The sequence below is a fragment of the Massilia phyllosphaerae genome (assembly GCF_034659755.1).
Taxonomy (GTDB): Bacteria; Pseudomonadota; Gammaproteobacteria; order Burkholderiales; family Burkholderiaceae_D; genus Telluria; species Telluria phyllosphaerae.
Map to the genome: position 1 here is coordinate 420,966 of NZ_JAXSQX010000004.1, position 15,098 is coordinate 436,063.

The following is a 15,098-nucleotide window of genomic DNA, read 5'->3' on the forward strand; positions in this document are numbered from 1 at the left end:
CCCGGCAAAAGACGTCTGGGCAAGGCCTACAATGGTGCGCCAGAGTTCGGCGATATGCAGCAAGATGCCTAATTAAATACGCCTGCATTCCATGTTGAACGATCCGATCTTCGCCGCCTCCTTCGATCATTCTCCAATCGGCCAGTACCTGCTGGCGCCGACGGACAAGCTCGACATCCTCGCGGTCAACGACGCCTTCCTGCGCTCGGTGTCGCGCCGCCGCGAAGATGTGCTCGGCCGCCCCCTGTTCGAGGTCTTTCCCAGCAATCCCGACGACCCCAACGACGTCGGCGTGCAGTCGCTGGCGCACTCGATCGCCACCGCCATCGCGACCCGCAGCAGCCAGAGGATGGCGGCGCAGTACTATCCGATCGAGATGCACAAGGACGGGCGCAGCTGGTTCCAGGACATGTACTGGAGCGCCACCAACACGCCGGTGTACGACGCCGACGGTACCCTGCTGTGCATTTCGCACACGACGATCGACATCACCGCCCAGGTACTGGCGGAACAGGCGCTCGAAACGAGCCGCCAGGATGCGCTGGTGAGCGCACGCAAGGCCGAGGCGGCGCGCGCCTACCTGGAGGGCGTGCTGAGCGCGGCGCCGGTGGGCGTGCTGGTGGTCACCCTCGACCACACCGTCCTGCACAGGAATCCCGCGCATCAAGCCTTGTTCGGCTTCGGCTACTTCAGCGACGACGGCCGCATCGATTTCCCCGCCATGCACGGCTGGTTCATCGACGATACGCAGGAGGGCCGGCGCATCGGACCCGGCGAATGGCCGCTGGCGCGCGCGCTGGCCGGCGACAGCGTCGACCGCTGCCTGTTGAAGGTAAGGCTCCCCGAACCGGGGTCCGGCTGCAGGATACTGCTGGTGTCGTCGGCGCCCATCCTCGACGACGCCGGCCAACTGGTCGGCGCGGTGGCGGTGTCGATGGACATCGAAGCGCGCGTCCGCGCCGAGGAGAGCCTCAAGGAAGCGGACCGCCGCAAGGACGAATTCCTGGCCATGCTGGCCCACGAACTGCGCAACCCGCTGGCACCGATCGGCGCCGCCGCCGCCCTGCTGCGCAGCCGCGGCGAGGACGAGCAGCTGCGCAGCATCGGCACCGTCATCTCGCGCCAGGTGGTGCACATGAGCGGCCTGATCGACGAACTGCTCGACGTCGCCCGCGTGACGCGCGGCCTGATCACGCTCGACCGCGTGACGCTGGACGCCAACCAGGTCGTGGCCGAGGCGCTGGAACAGGCCCGTCCCGGCATCGAGGGGCGCCGCCACACCCTGCGCGTCAGCCAGCCGGCCCAGCCGGCGTATGTGTCGGGCGACCACAAGCGCCTGGTGCAGGTGCTGGCCAACCTACTGCACAATGCCGCCAAGTTCACGCCCGAGGGCGGCACCATCGAGGTCGATCTGGCGGTCGATGCGGATGCGCTCACGCTCACCATCGCCGACGACGGCCTCGGCATGACGCCCGAACTGCTGGCGCGGGCCTTCGAGCTGTTCGCCCAGGGCGAACGTACCCTCGACCGTTCGCAGGGCGGCCTCGGTATCGGCCTGGCGCTGGTCCAGAGCCTGGTCACGCTGCATGGCGGCAGCGTGCGCGCCGACAGCGACGGGCCGGGCCTCGGATCGCGCTTCACCATCCGCCTGCCGCGGATCGAGGCGGCGCCTGCCGCGCCGGCCGTCGAGGCACCGCCGCGGCTGGACCAGGCGGCCGGCACGCTGTCGATCCTGCTGGTGGACGACAACGAGGATGGCGTGATGATGCTGGACATGTTGCTGTCCGCGCTCGGGTACCGGGTCGCCAGCACCTCGAGCGCGCGCGATGGCCTGCGCCGCGCCGAGGCCGAGGCGCCGGACGTCTGCATCCTGGACATCGGCCTGCCCGACCTCGACGGCTTCGCGCTGGCGCGCGCCCTGCGTGCCGGCGAGCGCACCCGGCACGCGACCCTGATCGCCCTCTCGGGCTACGGCCAGGATACAGACCGGGCCAAGGCCTTCGACGCCGGTTTCGACCAGTACTACGTGAAACCGGTGGATGCCGAAGCCCTGGCCGCGGCGCTGGCCAGGCTGGCCGCCAAGGCCGGCTAGAGCAGGAAACCGCCGTCCGCGGACGGCGGCGCCAGCGCCTCGTCCGCCGATTCGTCCTTCAGCGCCACGCCGGTCAGGCCGCGCCGGCATGCCTGCGCCAGCAGGTAGTGCAGCTTTGCCGCCGCCGCCTCGTGTCCGAGCCCGGCCGCGCGCACGTTCGAGATGCAGTTGCGGCTTTCGTCGGTCAGCCCCACGCGCGGCGCCCAGGTCAGGTACAGGCCCATGCTGTCTGGCGAACTGAGTCCGGGACGCTCGCCGATCAGCACCAGCACCGCGCGCGCGCCGAGCACCTCCCCGACCTCGTCGCCGACAGCCACCCGCCCCTGCTCCACGATGACGACCGGCGCCAGCGTCCAGCCCTCCTGTTGAACACGCGGCAGCAAGGCGCGCAGGAAGGGCAGCGCATTGCGTTCGATCGCCAGCGCCGACAAGCCGTCGGCCACCACGATGGCCAGGTCGCAGCCCGGCGCCCTGCCATGCTGCGCCTGCAGGGCAGCGCGCGCCGCCGGATCCAGCCGGCGGCCGAGATCGGGACGCTGCAAGTAGACCTGGCGGCTGCCTGCGGCGCTGTGCAGGGCGATATCGGTTAGTTGCAATTCGGCCAGTCCCCGGCGCAGGTTCGCCACGTCCAGCGCCCCGTGCACGGCGTCGCGCGCCTGCGCATGGGCCAACTGGAAGTCGAGCTGGGACGCGGTCGGCTGGCTGACGCCTGCGCGCCCGAGGGCGATGCGGGCCGCGGTGAAGCGGCGCAGCCCCTGCCAGGGGTTGTCGATGACGGTCGGGTCGTTCATGAATTCTCCTCGGCTCGGGAAAGGCGCAGGCGCTGCAGCGCCGGCTGGAAGGCCGGCGGCACGCCCTGCCCCGGCCGGTCGTAGCGTTCGGCGATCTGCATCGCGCGCAGCCAGTCCTCGAATTCCGGCGCCGGCCGCAGGCCGAGCACGCGGCGTGCATACAGGGCGTCGTGGAAGGACGTGGTCTGGTAGTTCAACATGATGTCGTCCGCGCCCGGCACGCCCATCACATAGGTGCAGCCGGCCACGCCCAGCATGGTCAGCAAGACGTCCATGTCGTCCTGGTCGGCCTCGGCATGGTTGGTGTAGCAGACGTCGACGCCCATCGGCAGGCCGAGCAGCTTGCCGCAGAAATGGTCTTCCAGGCCGGCACGCGCGATCTGCTTGCCGTCGTACAGGTATTCCGGCCCGATGAAGCCGACCACGCTGTTCACCAGCAGCGGCTTGTATGCGCGCGCCACCGCATAGGCGCGCGCCTCGCAGGTCTGCTGGTCGACGCCGTGGTGGGCGCCGGCCGACAGCGCGCTGCCCTGCCCGGTCTCGAAGTACATGACGTTGTCGCCCACGGTGCCGCGCCCGAGCGCCAGCGCCGCCGCATGGGCCTCGGCCAGCAGCGTCAGGTCGATGCCGAAACTGCGGTTGGCCGCCTCGGTGCCGGCGATCGACTGGAACACCAGGTCGACCGGCGCCCCGCGCTCGATCGCGGCCAGCGTGTTGGTGACGTGGGTCAGCACGCAGCTCTGGGTCGGGATGCGGTAGCGGGCGATGGCTTCGTCCAGCATGCCCAGGATGCGCACCACCTGCGGCACGTTGTCGGTGGCGGGATTGATGCCGATCACGGCGTCGCCGCTGCCGTACAGCAGGCCGTCGAGCAGGCTGGCGGCGATGCCGGATGCGTCGTCCAGCGGGTGGTTCGGCTGCAGCCGGGTCGACAGCGTGCCGGCCAGGCCGATCGTGTTGCGAAAGCGCGTGACGACGCGGCATTTTCGCGCCACAAGCACCAGGTCCTGGATGCGCATGATCTTGGACACGGCCGCCGCCATCTCCGGCGTGATGCCGGGTGCCAGCGCGGCCAGCGCTGCCTCGTCGGCGGCGTCGCCCAGCAGCCAGTTGCGGAAGTCGCCGACGGTGAGATGGGCGACCGGCTGGAAGGCCGCGGCATCGTGGCCGTCGACGATCAGGCGCGTGACCTCGTCGTCCTCGTAGGGCACCACGGCTTCGTTCAGGAAGGTGCGCAAGGGCAGCGCGGCCAGCGCCATCTGCGCCGCCACGCGCTCTTCGCTGCTGCCGGCCGCCAGGCCGGCCAGGTGGTCGCCCGAGCGAGCCGGACTGGCCTTGGCCAGCAGCGTGCGCAGGTCGGCGAAGGCATAGGTGCGGCTGCCTATCGTATGGGTGGTTCGGCTCATGGCATCCCCTTTTCGTCATTGTAGGCCGCCGCGGCCGGCAGCGCCCGCTTGCCGCGCCCGAGCAGGAACACCAGGTAGCCGAGCGCCAGCAGCGCCGCGTACACGCAAAAGATCAGGAAGTTGTAATAGACCATGGTGACCAGGCAGACCACGGCTGCGAACAGCGCGAACCCCGGCAGCCACGGATACAGCGGCGTACGGAACGGGCGCGCCATGCTCGGCGCCGTGCGGCGCAGCTTGAACAGGCTCAGCATGCTGACGATGTACATCGTGATGGCACCGAACACCGACAGGGTGACGATGTTCGCGGTCAGGGTCTGGCCGCCGAACGTGATCAGGCTGTCGCTGAAGATGGCGGCGATGCCGACCGCGCCGCCAGCCAGGATGGCGCGGTGCGGGGTCCGGAAGCGCGGATGGATGCGCGCCAGGAAGCGCGGCAGGAAGCCTTCGCGCGCCAGGGCGAAGATCTGGCGCGAATAGCCGAGGATGATGCCGTGGAAGGACGCCACCAGGCCGAACAGGCCGAGCCACACCAGCATGTGCAGCCAGTTGCTGTCGGCGCCGACGATGCCCTTCATGGCCTGCGGTAGCGGATCGTTGATGTTGGCCAGCCGGGTCCAGTCGCCGGCCCCGCCCGCGAACACCATCACGCCGATCGCCAGCGCCACGAGGGTCAGGATGCCGCTCACGTAGGCGATCGGGATCGAGCGGCGCGGATTCTTCGCTTCCTCCGCCGCCATCGCCACGCCCTCGATCGCGAGGAAGAACCAGATCGCGAACGGGACCGCCGCCAGCATGCCCGGGATCGCCGCCGCCCCGAATTCATCCTGGCCAGCCCAGCCGCCGCGCACGAAGTTGGCCATCGAGAAGCCCGGCGCCACCACGCCCATGAACACCAGCAGCTCGCCGATCGCCAGCACCGTCATCAACAGCTCGAACGAGGCGGCCAGCTGCACGCCGGCGATGTTGAGCGTCATGAAGACCAGGTAGGCGCCGACCGAGGCCAGCTTGGGATCGAGGGCCGGGAACTGGACGTTCAGGTAGGCACCGATGGCCAGGGCGATGGCGGGCGGCGCGAACACGAATTCGAACAGGGTGGCGGCCCCGGCCAGGTAAGCGCCGCCGGGGCCGAAGGCGGCCTTGCTGTACGCGAAAGGACCGCCGGCCTGGGGAATGGCGGTGGTCAGTTCCGTAAAGCTGAAGATGAAGCAGGTGTACATCAGCGCGATGAAGAGCGCGGTCACGGTGAAGCCGAGCGTGCCGGCCGAGGCCCAGCCATAACTCCAGCCGAAATACTCGCCGGAGATGACCAGGCCGACCGCGATGCCCCATAGCTGCAGGGTGCCGAGCGTCTGCTTCAGTGCCGGCGCCTTCGCCGTGTTCGCAGTGGTGGGTATCGTCATGTCGCGTTGTCCTCTCGGGCCGGGCCTTCGGTGCGCTGCGTGGTATGTAACCTGTTGCAATGCCAGTGTAAGGAGACGCGGCGGCTTGCGTTAGTGGAAAGTGGCAATCGTGGCCCAACCCTGTGGTACCGCTGCCTCATCCGGGTGCCCAAAGCGGCGAAAACACCCTAGAATAGTTGACTCACGGAATCACACTCACCTTCAGAACCTTATGCTCCCGGAAACCTTTCTCTTTGCAGCCCCCGGCGTCGTCGCCGCGACCCTCGTCGCCGCCCTGTTTGGCTTGCTGATCGGCAGCTTCCTGAACGTGGTGGTGTACCGCCTGCCGATCATGCGCCAGCGCGAATTCGACAACTACATCGCGCACGAGGCCGGCAAGGAATTGCCGCACCAGGACCGCTTCAACCTGATGGTGCCACGCTCGCGCTGCCCGCACTGCGGTCACCAGATCGGCGCGCTGGAAAACATCCCGGTGATCAGCTGGCTGGTCTTGCGCGGCAAGTGCAGCCAGTGCAAGGCGCCGATTTCCCCTCGCTATCCGATTGTCGAGGCGGTGACGGGCGCCCTGTCGGCAGCCGTGGTCTGGCATTTCGGCAGCGGCTGGGTCGGCCTGGCATGCCTGGTATTCACTTACCTGTTGATCGCGATGACGCTGATCGACTACGACCACAAGGAATTGCCGGACGAGCTGACCTTGCCGCTGCTGTGGATCGGCCTGCTGCTGAACCTGAATGGCGACGGCATCGTGCCGCTGCGCGACGCCGTGATCGGCGCCGTGGCCGGCTACCTGGCGCTGTGGTCGGTGTACTGGCTGTTCAAGCTGGTCACCGGCAAGGAAGGCATGGGCTACGGCGACTTCAAGCTGCTGGCCGCCCTGGGCGCCTGGATGGGCTGGGCGATGCTGCCGACCATCATCATCCTGTCCTCGGTGGTCGGCGCCGTGGTCGGCCTGAGCCTGATCGTGTTCCGCGGCCGTGCGCGTGACAATCCGATTCCTTTCGGCCCCTACCTGGCGGGGGCTGGTATGATCGCACTCTTCTACGGCACCCCGCTCACGCGCTTCGCGCAGGGCTACCTGCAACCCTGACCTTGCGCCGGGCCGGACACACATGACACCAGGCCCAGTTTCCCCCACCTTCACGGTCGGTCTCACCGGCGGCATCGGCTGCGGCAAGACCACGGTCGCCGACCTGTTCGCCGCGCGCGGCGCGTCGATCGTCGACACCGACCAGATCGCCCACGCCCTCACCGCGCCGCACGGCGCCGCCATGCCGGCCCTGCTGGACGAGTTCGGCACCGGCTTCGCGACGCCGGAGGGCGCGCTCGACCGTGCCAAGATGCGTGCCCTGGTGTTCGCCGACCCGAGCGCGCGGGCGCGCCTGGAAGCCATCCTGCACCCGCGCATCCGTGAAGCGACCGCCGCCGCGGCCCTGGTGGCGACCGGGCCCTACGTGATCTTCGTGGTGCCGCTCCTGATCGAATCGGGCAGCTGGCGCGAGCGCGTGACGCGCATCCTCGCGATCGACTGCGCCGAAACCACCCAGGTGGCGCGGGTGATGGCCAGGAACGGCCTGGACGAAGCCCAGGTGCGCGCCATCATGGCGGCCCAGGTCTCGCGCAGCGCGCGCCTGGCGGCCGCCGACGACGTCATCCTGAACGATGCCGGGGTCGAGGCCCTGCTGCCCCAGGTCGAACGCCTGCACGCCGAATATCTTGCCGAAGCGGCAAGATTGGGCGGTTTGCCGAACGGACGTTTGTAATTTTGGCCACGATGGTTCAGAATCATGGGGTTGCCTGCCAGCCTATATTCAAAGGAATGTCATTTTGATCGTCTACGAATACCCATTCAACGAGCGGATTCGCACGTTGTTGCGGCTGGAGGACCTGTACGATAAATTCAAATTCTTTGTCGCCCAGGAGCATCCGCTGCAGCACCACGTGGCGCTCGCGACGATCTTCGACATGCTGGAAGTGGCCGGCCGCGCCGACCTCAAGTCCGACCTGCTGCAGGAACTGGAGCGCCAGAAGCAAAGCCTGCTGAACTACCGCAGCAATCCCAACGTCGCCACCGACATGCTGGATGCCGTCCTGGCCGAACTCGACGCCGTCAGCACGGCGCTGGTCGGCGCCCAGGGCAAGACCGGCCAGAACGTGCGCGACAACGAATGGCTGATGAGCATCCGCGGCCGCACCATCATCCCCGGCGGCGCCTGCGAATTCGACCTGCCCTCCTACTACGCCTGGCAAAAGCGCCCGGCCGCGCAGCGCCACGCCGACATCATCGGCTGGTTCGCGCCGCTGGCGCCGCTGTTCGACGCGCTGTCGCTGGTGCTGCGCCTGTTGCGCAACTCGGGCGGCCCGGTCAAGATGATCGCGGTGTCCGGCAGCTACCAGCAGATGTTGCAGGGCAAGGTCTACCAGATGCTGCGCCTGTCGATGGACGAGAACCTGGGTGCGATTCCCGAAATCTCGGCCAACAAGTATATGCTGTGGGTACGCTTCACCACCCAGGGCGGCGACCTGAAGCCGAAGCCGCTGGAAGAAGACGTGCCCTTCGAGCTCACGCTCTGCAATTTCTGAACTTTACATTTTAAGTATTTCATCGTCATGACCGTCGTATCCTGTCCAACCTGCGGCAACCAAGTGGAATGGACGCCCGCAAACAAATACCGTCCGTTCTGCTCCGAGCGCTGCAAGCAAATCGACCTGGGCGCCTGGGCCGAAGAGAAATACACGATCCCGGGCACCGCGCCGGGCGAATCCAAGGACGATTCCGTCCCCGACCAGTAAGCCTTCCCTTGCAGGAGGTTGTGAAATGCCTCTCGTCACCCTCACCGTGCGCAAGCCGAAAAGCGCCGAGTTCAAATCCAAGGTGCTCGACGCCGTGCACGCCAGCCTGGTCTCGACCGGCATCCCCGATACCGACAAGTTCCAGCGCGTGCTGGAACTCGATGCCGACGATTTCCGCTTCGATCCCGGCTACCCGGACGTGGCGGGCGCGCGCAACGACGATTTCGTCCTGATCGAGATCCTGTGGTCGGTCGGACGCAGCGTGAAGATCAAGAAGAAGCTACTGCTCGAACTGATGGACCGGCTGCGCGCGGCGGGGCTGGATCCGGAGAACGTGATGGTGGCATTCAAGGAAACCGCCTGGGAAAACTGGGCGTTTGCGGGCGGCCGCATCCTGCATACGTGAAAAGGCTGGCTCTGGCCGCGATTCGCGGCTACCAGCGCTGGCTATCGCCCTTGAAGGGCTTTTCCTGTACCTTGCGCGTGTGGAGCGGGGCCGAGAGCTGCTCGGCCTATGGCTACCGCGTGATCGAGCGTTTCGGGCTGCGTTGCGGCCTCGGGCTGCTGGACCGGCGGCTGGCGCTGTGCGGGCACGTGCACCGGCGTACCCGGGCGGCCCGGGTGCCGCTACCGCCCCATCCGCTGCGGCGCCGGCAGCAGGGTTTCTGCGACGCGCCCTGCGACGTGCCGGCCTGCGACCTGCCTTCCTGCCACCTGCCGTCCTGCCACGGATCGTCCGCGGCTTGCGACACGGCCGGCAACCTGCTGGACGTATGCAGTTGCGGTTGCGACGCGGGCTATTGCGGGCGCTCGCGCCGCCACGAGGCGACGCCGGCCCGCAGTGCGCAGATGGATGCGATTGCCGAGCGCACGCGCGAACAGCAGGCGCGCCGGCGGCGGGAAGCGCGACGCGATGCGGGCGGCGGATAGGAGAAGAAGGCGTTCATTGCCTCATGCGCCTGAACGTCGCCCCCGCGCAGGCGGGGGCCCAAGTTTTACGCGCTATCGACCTGCATGCAACTTGGAGGAAATGATGCTGGGGGCATCATTTGCGCCTGCGCGGGGACGACGTTCAAACGCAGCGGGGCAAAAAAAGAAAGTCGCTGCGCTTACGCCTCGTAGCGCACCTGATCCAGCCACGCCAGCAAGGGAATCGTCGCCGGCAGCAGCGGACTCACCGAATACGCCCCCTGCCAGGCAAACGCCTGCCCTTCCAGGCTCTGCGGTTCGCCTTCCCAGCTGCGGCTGATATAGAAATACAGGCGCACGTGGGCGTGCTCGTACACGTGCTCGACGCAGCACCAGGGCTCGCCGTCGAGTACCCGGATACCCAGCTCTTCGAGGAATTCGCGCTGCAGCGCATGGAAGATGTCTTCCCCGGCTTCGACTTTCCCGCCCGGGAATTCCCAGTAGCCGGCGTAGGGCTTGCCTTCGGGCCGCTGGCCCAGCAGCACGTCGCCGTTGGGACGCATCAGGATGCCGACCGCGACGTCGACCGGCTTGTTCGGCGCATCGGCCATGCTCACGCGCCTTCCTGCAGCTTGCCGGCGTAATCCTTGGCGAACTGCCAGGCCACGCGGCCCGAGCGCGAGCCGCGGCCCAGCGCCCATTGCAGCGCTTCGGGACGCGCCGCCTCGATCTGCGCCGGGGTGCAGCCGAAGCCCGCCAGCCAGTGGCCGACGATGTCGAGGTAGTCGTCCTGGCGGAACGGGTAGAACGACAGCCACAGGCCGAAGCGCTCGGACAGCGAGATCTTTTCCTCGACCGTCTCGCCCGGGTGCAGGTCGCCGTCCTCGCCATGCTTGTAGCCGGCGTTGTCCGACATCTTTTCCGGCATCAAGTGGCGCCGGTTGGACGTCGCGTAAATCAGCACGTTGTCCGACTGCGCGGCCACGCTGCCGTCCAGCGCCACTTTCAGCGCCTTGTAGCCGGCCTCGCCCTCTTCGAAACTGAGGTCGTCGCAAAAGATCACGAAGCGTTCCGGGCGGCCGGCCACCAGGTCGACGATGTCCGGCAGGTCCGCAAGGTCGGCCTTATCCACTTCGATCAGGCGCAGGCCCTGGCCGGCAAAGCCGTTCAGGCAGGCCTTGATCAGCGAGGATTTGCCGGTGCCGCGCGCGCCGGTCAGCAGCACGTTGTTGGCCGGTCGCCCCTGCACGAACTGGCGCGTGTTCTGCTCGATCTGCGCCTTCTGGCGCTCCACGTGCTGCAGGTCGTCCAGGCTGATGGCCGACGCGTGCGTCACCGCCTGCAGGTAGTGTCCGCCCCCTGGCCCCGAACGGCGGCGCCAGCGGAAGGCGTGGCAATGCTTGAAGTCAGGCTCGCGCGGCGCCGCGGGCGGCAACAGGCTTTCCACCCGCGCCAGCAGCGCTTCGGCCCGGTGCAGGAACTGTTCCAGCTGATTCATGCGTACACCGCCTTACGAACGATAGTCGGCGTTGATCGAGACGTAGTCGTGCGACAGGTCGCAGGTCCAGACGGTGGCTTCGGCGCTGCCGCGTCCGAGCAGCACGCGCACCACGATCTCTTCCTTCTTCATCACGCGCTGGCCGTCTTCTTCCTTGTATTCGGGATTGCGGCCGCCGGCCTTGGCCACCAGCACGTCGTCCAGGTACAGGTCCAGCTTGGCCGGGTCGAGGTCGTCGACGCCGGCGTAGCCGATCGCGGCCAGGATGCGGCCCAGGTTCGGGTCGGACGCGAAGAAGGCGGTCTTGACCAGCGGCGAGTGGGCGATCGAATAGGCGATCTTGCGGCACTCCTCGATGTCGGTACCCTGCTCGACGCTGACGGTGATGAACTTGGTCGCGCCTTCGCCGTCGCGGATGATCTGCTGCGCCAGGTGGCGCGCGATGCCGGTGACGGCGTCGCGCAGCGCTTCGTAGTCCGGGTGCTGCGTCGAATCGACCTGCAGGTCGCCGGCACCCGTCGCCACCAGGATGAAGGAATCGTTGGTCGAGGTGTCGCCGTCGATGGTGATCGAGTTGAACGAGCGGTCGGCCGCGTATTTCACCAGCTCGTCCAGCACCGGCTGCGCCACTTTGGCGTCGATCGCCAGGTAGCCCAGCATGGTCGCCATGTTCGGCTTGATCATGCCGGCGCCCTTGCTGATGCCGGTCATGGTGACCATGTGGCCGCCGATGCCGGTGGTGAGCGAGGCCGCCTTCGGCTGGGTATCGGTGGTCATGATGCTTTCCGCCGCGTTGAACCAGTTGTCCTGCTTCAGGTTGGCGATGGCGGCCGGCAGGCCGGCGACGATCTTCTGCACCGGCAGCGGTTCCAGGATCACGCCGGTGGAGAACGGCAGTACCTGGCCGGCGTCGATGCCGAGCAGGCGCGCGACTTCGTCGCAGGTGGCGCGGGCATTGGCCAGGCCCGGCTCGCCGGTGCCGGCGTTGGCGTTGCCGGTGTTGATCACCAGCGCGCGGATCGGCTTGGCGCCGCCGCTCACCGCGGCCAGGTTGGCCTTGCAGATCTGGACCGGAGCGGCGCAGAAACGGTTCTTGGTGAAGACGCCGGCGACGGTCGCCCCCTCGGCGAGTTTCATCACGAGCAGGTCCTTGCGGTTCGGCTTCTTGATGCCGGCTTCGGCAAAGCCGAGTTCGATCCCGTTGACGGGTTTCAGTTCGGCGGCAACGGGCAGAGGGGAATTGACGGCCATGGCGTTCTCAAAAGGAAAGATTGTCGAATCCGGTATTGTACCGCCAGCGGCGCACAACGCGCGGACAGACCAGGTTGCGAGCGCGGCCAGGTTGCATTGATTTGGTGACTTTTCCTCAGCCGTCCTTAATAATAAGAAACATTACATTTTGGAATGACCATCATGATGTCTCCGGTCTTGCGTTCCACTCTGGCGGCAACGCTACTGGCGGCCCTCCCCGCACTCGCCGACCCGGCCGCGGCACCGTCCGCGCCGCCGGTGCCGGGGCCGCCGGCCGCCCTGCAGGCGGTACGGGCCGCATTGGCCGACCTGCAGCGCGGCATCGATCCCGGGTTGCCGCTGGCGCAGCAGTTCGAGCGCCTGGCGGCGGCGCGGCCGTCGCCGCAGACCGCGGACAAGCTGCGCGCCGCCTTCGGCACCGACCGCCTGTACGCCATCGAGCGGCGCCCGCCGGCGGCCGGCAGGCAGGCCTGGCGCGCCACCCTGTTCCCCTTGAAATATACCGCGCCGCAGGGCACGGGCGTCGACTGGAGCGAAGGCTTGCTCGACATGGCCGTGGAACCCGGCGGCAAGAGCGCGCGCGGCCATGGCAGCATCGAACGCATCGCCGTCGAGGACGCCACCACGCGCATGACCTGGCGCGGCATCGTCTTCGACAGCCGCCAGCAGCGCGGCCATGCCGGCCTGTGGTTAGGCAGCGTCGACGCGCAGATCGCCACCGCGCAGTTCCAGGACCGCAAGGATGGCGTCGGCATGGACATGAACGCGCTGCGTTTTTCCTCGCGCATGACCGAAAAGCCGAAGACCATCGACATCGCCTACGACGCCCGCATCGGTTCCGTCGCCGTGGCCGGCGAACAGGTGGACGACATCCGCTTTGCGCTGCGCGTGACCGGCATCGACAAGAAAGCGATGGCCGAACTCAAGGCGCTGCAGGAGCGCCGGCAGGCCAGGCAGGAAACCCTGGCCGCGTTGACGCCGCAGCAGCAACTGGATGTCCTCCAGCCGCTGCTGCGCAGCTTCGGCCAGGCCGCCATGGCGCGCGGCACCGCGATCGAGGTCGACCAGATCGGCGCCAGCTACCATGGCATCCGGGCCGCCATCAAGGGCCGTATCGCGCTGCAGGGCGCCACCACGGCCGACCTCGACGATGCCGGGCGCCTGCTGAAGAAGCTGGTGGGGCGCTTCGAGGTCCTGGTGCCGATGGCGCTGGTGAGCGAGATCGCCGGCACCATCGCCACCAGGCAGGTCGCGGCCCAGGCCGCGCAGCGCGGCGGCAGCGCCGATCCGCAGGCCGCCGCCCAGCTGCGCCAGAACATCACCGATCTCATGGTCGGCAAGCTGGTCGGGCCGGGCTTCGCGCGCCTCGAGAACGACGTGCTGGTGTCGACGCTGGCGTGGAAGAACGGCGTCCTCACCGCCAACGGCAAGCCGGTCCCGCTGCCGAAGCCGGATCAAGGCACGGCCGCTGTTGCGGGCGCCGTGGCGCCCGGCCCGGGCAACTTCCTGCAGGCGCGCCTGGTCGAGGGCAGCTGCACCCTGCCCGGCTTCCCGGACGAGGTCACGCGCGCCGACCGCGCGCTGCGCCAGCGCATCGAGTTCACCATCGGCGTCGACGGCCGCGTGAAGGATGCCCAGGTCACGCAGCCGAGCGGCTTCCCGGACTACGACCGCGCCATGCTGCAGGCGCAGGGCCGGTGCACCTACATCCCGGCCCTGCGCGACGGCAAGCCGATCGAGCTGCGCTCGGCGCGCGAAACGGTGCGCAGCGCGGGCACGGGCGGCAGCGGGCGCTGAGGCCCGGTTTGCTAAGATGCGACCACTGACCGGAGGGATTCCATGACCGACAACCAACGCGATGTCCTGAGCGCCTGCTTTTCGCTGGCGATCATCGCCTTCGCCCTGTTCGTGACGCAGCGCTTCGTGCTGCCCCTGCTGTGGGCGGCGATCCTGTGCATCGCCACCTGGCCACTGTACCGGCGCACGCTGGCGGCCCTCGGCAACCGCGAGATCCTGGCAGCGGCCCTGGTCACCGTGCTCGGCGCGATCGTCTTCATCACCCCGCTGGCGGTCGGCGTGAGCCAGGCCGCGCACCAGGCGCCGGCGCTGGCCCAGCTGGTCGCCAGCGCCAACACCGACGGCCTGGCGCCCCCCGCCTGGCTGCTGCGCATTCCGTTCGCCGGCACCGAGATCCACGACTGGTGGAGCGCGACGCTCGGCCAGCCGCACGGCCTGGCGCACCTGCTGCAGGACAGCTCGGTCGGGCGCATGCAGTCGGCCAGCGAAGTGCTCAAGCGGGTCGGCAGCGGCCTCATGCACCGACTGATCGATATCGCCTTCGCCTTCCTCTGCCTTTTCTTCTTCTACAAGGACGGCGCCGCTCTACAGCGGCAGACGGATGCCATCGGCGCCTACCTGATCGGCGCCACGCGCTGGAGCCTGTACTCGCTCAAGGTACCGGTCGCGGTGCGCGCCACCGTCAACGGCCTGGTGCTGGTCGGCCTGGCCGAAGGCGTCCTGCTCGGCATCGGCTACCAGATCGCCGGCGTGCCGTCGAGCGTGCTGTGGGCGGCCGCCACCGGGGTGCTGGCCATCATCCCGTTCGGTGCGCCGCTGGCCTTCGGCGCCGTCGCCCTGTTGCTGCTGTACCGCGGCGCTACCGCCGCAGCGATCGCGATCGCCGTCTGGGGTGCCATCGTACTGTTCGTCGCCGACCACTTCGTGCGGCCGCAGATGATCGGCAGCGCCACCCAGCTGCCCTTCCTGGCGGTGTTGTTCGGCATCCTGGGCGGCGTCGAGACGCTGGGCCTGATCGGCCTGTTCGTCGGCCCCGTGGCGATGACCTTGTTCGTCACGCTGTGGCATGAGGAGCGCCGGATGCGCTTGCGGCCGGTACGCGAATAGCGCTTGACCCTGACGCCACGTGAGGCGTGATGCTGGCACCACGCTGAAAAAAGG

General features: G+C 68.0%; 15 protein-coding genes. 9 read left to right on the forward strand and 6 right to left on the reverse strand.

The genetic code is table 11. From position 1 onward, the window contains the following. The first annotated feature begins 91 nt into the window (after positions 1-91). Positions 92-2,092, forward strand: a complete 2,001-nt coding sequence (locus tag U1H99_RS17640; RefSeq protein ID WP_323143021.1) for a PAS domain-containing hybrid sensor histidine kinase/response regulator — start codon at positions 92-94, stop codon at positions 2,090-2,092. Here the strand turns inward: U1H99_RS17640 and eutC are convergent. The 3 genes from eutC to eat are packed head-to-tail and all read right to left on the reverse strand — an operon-like array spanning position 2,089 to position 5,692. Next, positions 2,089-2,883: an ethanolamine ammonia-lyase subunit EutC gene (gene eutC, locus U1H99_RS17645; RefSeq protein ID WP_323143022.1), complete on the reverse strand. Its 795-nt coding sequence runs from the start codon at positions 2,881-2,883 to the stop codon at positions 2,089-2,091. The two genes, U1H99_RS17640 and eutC, sit on opposite strands and share 4 nt — an antisense overlap. Continuing rightward, positions 2,880-4,289 (reverse strand): ethanolamine ammonia-lyase subunit EutB, encoded by a 1,410-nt coding sequence (locus U1H99_RS17650; RefSeq protein ID WP_323143023.1) that lies wholly within the window; start codon positions 4,287-4,289, stop codon positions 2,880-2,882. The genes eutC and U1H99_RS17650 overlap by 4 nt, the downstream gene beginning before the upstream one ends. Next, entirely contained in the window at positions 4,286-5,692 is a 1,407-nt protein-coding gene (gene eat / locus U1H99_RS17655) for an ethanolamine permease (RefSeq protein ID WP_323143024.1), read from the reverse strand. The genes U1H99_RS17650 and eat overlap by 4 nt, the downstream gene beginning before the upstream one ends. Positions 5,693-5,903: 211 nt before the next feature. On the opposite strand from eat, the gene U1H99_RS17660 reads away from it, so the two are divergent. The 6 genes from U1H99_RS17660 to yidD all read left to right on the forward strand — a co-directional run bounded on the left by U1H99_RS17660 (position 5,904) and on the right by yidD (position 9,412). Beyond that, on the forward strand, positions 5,904-6,779 hold the full coding sequence (locus U1H99_RS17660) for a prepilin peptidase (protein WP_323143025.1): 876 nt from the start codon (positions 5,904-5,906) through the stop codon (positions 6,777-6,779). Positions 6,780-6,801: 22 nt separating this feature from the next. Then, the gene (gene coaE / locus U1H99_RS17665; RefSeq protein WP_323143026.1) at positions 6,802-7,452 is read left to right on the forward strand and encodes a dephospho-CoA kinase; all 651 of its coding nucleotides are present in this window, start codon (positions 6,802-6,804) and stop codon (positions 7,450-7,452) included. A 64-nt stretch (positions 7,453-7,516) separates the two neighbouring features. Beyond that, on the forward strand, positions 7,517-8,272 hold the full coding sequence (gene zapD / locus U1H99_RS17670; RefSeq protein ID WP_323143027.1) for a cell division protein ZapD: 756 nt from the start codon (positions 7,517-7,519) through the stop codon (positions 8,270-8,272). A 27-nt stretch (positions 8,273-8,299) separates the two neighbouring features. After that, positions 8,300-8,482, forward strand: coding sequence for a DNA gyrase inhibitor YacG (yacG, locus tag U1H99_RS17675; protein ID WP_141838440.1), 183 nt, complete (start codon positions 8,300-8,302; stop codon positions 8,480-8,482). A gap of 25 nt (positions 8,483-8,507) precedes the next feature. Then, entirely contained in the window at positions 8,508-8,888 is a 381-nt protein-coding gene (locus U1H99_RS17680) for a tautomerase family protein (protein ID WP_141838442.1), read from the forward strand. Beyond that, positions 8,885-9,412, forward strand: a complete 528-nt coding sequence (gene yidD, locus U1H99_RS17685; RefSeq protein WP_323143028.1) for a membrane protein insertion efficiency factor YidD — start codon at positions 8,885-8,887, stop codon at positions 9,410-9,412. Before U1H99_RS17680 ends, yidD begins: the two co-directional genes overlap by 4 nt. Positions 9,413-9,591: 179 nt before the next feature. On the opposite strand, the gene U1H99_RS17690 is transcribed toward yidD, so the two are convergent. From U1H99_RS17690 to argJ, 3 genes are read right to left on the reverse strand one after another with little or no spacing between them, the layout of a single operon-like run. Next, on the reverse strand, positions 9,592-10,002 hold the full coding sequence (locus tag U1H99_RS17690) for an NUDIX domain-containing protein (protein WP_323143270.1): 411 nt from the start codon (positions 10,000-10,002) through the stop codon (positions 9,592-9,594). A gap of 2 nt (positions 10,003-10,004) precedes the next feature. Then, a complete protein-coding gene (locus U1H99_RS17695) occupies positions 10,005-10,889 on the reverse strand; it encodes an ATP-binding protein (RefSeq protein WP_323143029.1) in 885 nt (294 codons plus the stop codon). 12 nt (positions 10,890-10,901) lie between these two features. Further along, the gene (gene argJ, locus U1H99_RS17700) at positions 10,902-12,140 is read right to left on the reverse strand and encodes a bifunctional glutamate N-acetyltransferase/amino-acid acetyltransferase ArgJ (protein ID WP_323143030.1); all 1,239 of its coding nucleotides are present in this window, start codon (positions 12,138-12,140) and stop codon (positions 10,902-10,904) included. A gap of 162 nt (positions 12,141-12,302) precedes the next feature. Between argJ and U1H99_RS17705 the strand changes: the two genes are divergently transcribed. Both U1H99_RS17705 and U1H99_RS17710 read left to right on the forward strand, forming a co-directional pair. Next, positions 12,303-13,937, forward strand: coding sequence for a DUF945 family protein (locus tag U1H99_RS17705; protein ID WP_323143031.1), 1,635 nt, complete (start codon positions 12,303-12,305; stop codon positions 13,935-13,937). 42 nt (positions 13,938-13,979) lie between these two features. Then, positions 13,980-15,044, forward strand: coding sequence for an AI-2E family transporter (locus tag U1H99_RS17710; RefSeq protein WP_323143032.1), 1,065 nt, complete (start codon positions 13,980-13,982; stop codon positions 15,042-15,044). Positions 15,045-15,098: the final 54 nt, after the last annotated feature.

Bases quoted from the DNA above. Each gene is read 5' to 3' on its own strand.
- U1H99_RS17650 (WP_323143023.1), bottom strand. From the start codon at position 4,289: ATGAGCCGAACCACCCATACGATAGGCAGCCGCACCTATGCCTTCGCC.
- U1H99_RS17695 (WP_323143029.1), bottom strand. From the start codon at position 10,889: ATGAATCAGCTGGAACAGTTCCTGCACCGGGCCGAAGCGCTGCTGGCG.
- U1H99_RS17690 (WP_323143270.1), bottom strand. From the start codon at position 10,002: ATGGCCGATGCGCCGAACAAGCCGGTCGACGTCGCGGTCGGCATCCTG.
- eat (WP_323143024.1), bottom strand. From the start codon at position 5,692: ATGACGATACCCACCACTGCGAACACGGCGAAGGCGCCGGCACTGAAG.
- coaE (WP_323143026.1), top strand. From the start codon at position 6,802: ATGACACCAGGCCCAGTTTCCCCCACCTTCACGGTCGGTCTCACCGGC.
- argJ (WP_323143030.1), bottom strand. From the start codon at position 12,140: ATGGCCGTCAATTCCCCTCTGCCCGTTGCCGCCGAACTGAAACCCGTC.
- U1H99_RS17660 (WP_323143025.1), top strand. From the start codon at position 5,904: ATGCTCCCGGAAACCTTTCTCTTTGCAGCCCCCGGCGTCGTCGCCGCG.
- U1H99_RS17680 (WP_141838442.1), top strand. From the start codon at position 8,508: ATGCCTCTCGTCACCCTCACCGTGCGCAAGCCGAAAAGCGCCGAGTTC.
- U1H99_RS17710 (WP_323143032.1), top strand. From the start codon at position 13,980: ATGACCGACAACCAACGCGATGTCCTGAGCGCCTGCTTTTCGCTGGCG.
- eutC (WP_323143022.1), bottom strand. From the start codon at position 2,883: ATGAACGACCCGACCGTCATCGACAACCCCTGGCAGGGGCTGCGCCGC.
- U1H99_RS17705 (WP_323143031.1), top strand. From the start codon at position 12,303: ATGATGTCTCCGGTCTTGCGTTCCACTCTGGCGGCAACGCTACTGGCG.
- yacG (WP_141838440.1), top strand. From the start codon at position 8,300: ATGACCGTCGTATCCTGTCCAACCTGCGGCAACCAAGTGGAATGGACG.
- U1H99_RS17640 (WP_323143021.1), top strand. From the start codon at position 92: ATGTTGAACGATCCGATCTTCGCCGCCTCCTTCGATCATTCTCCAATC.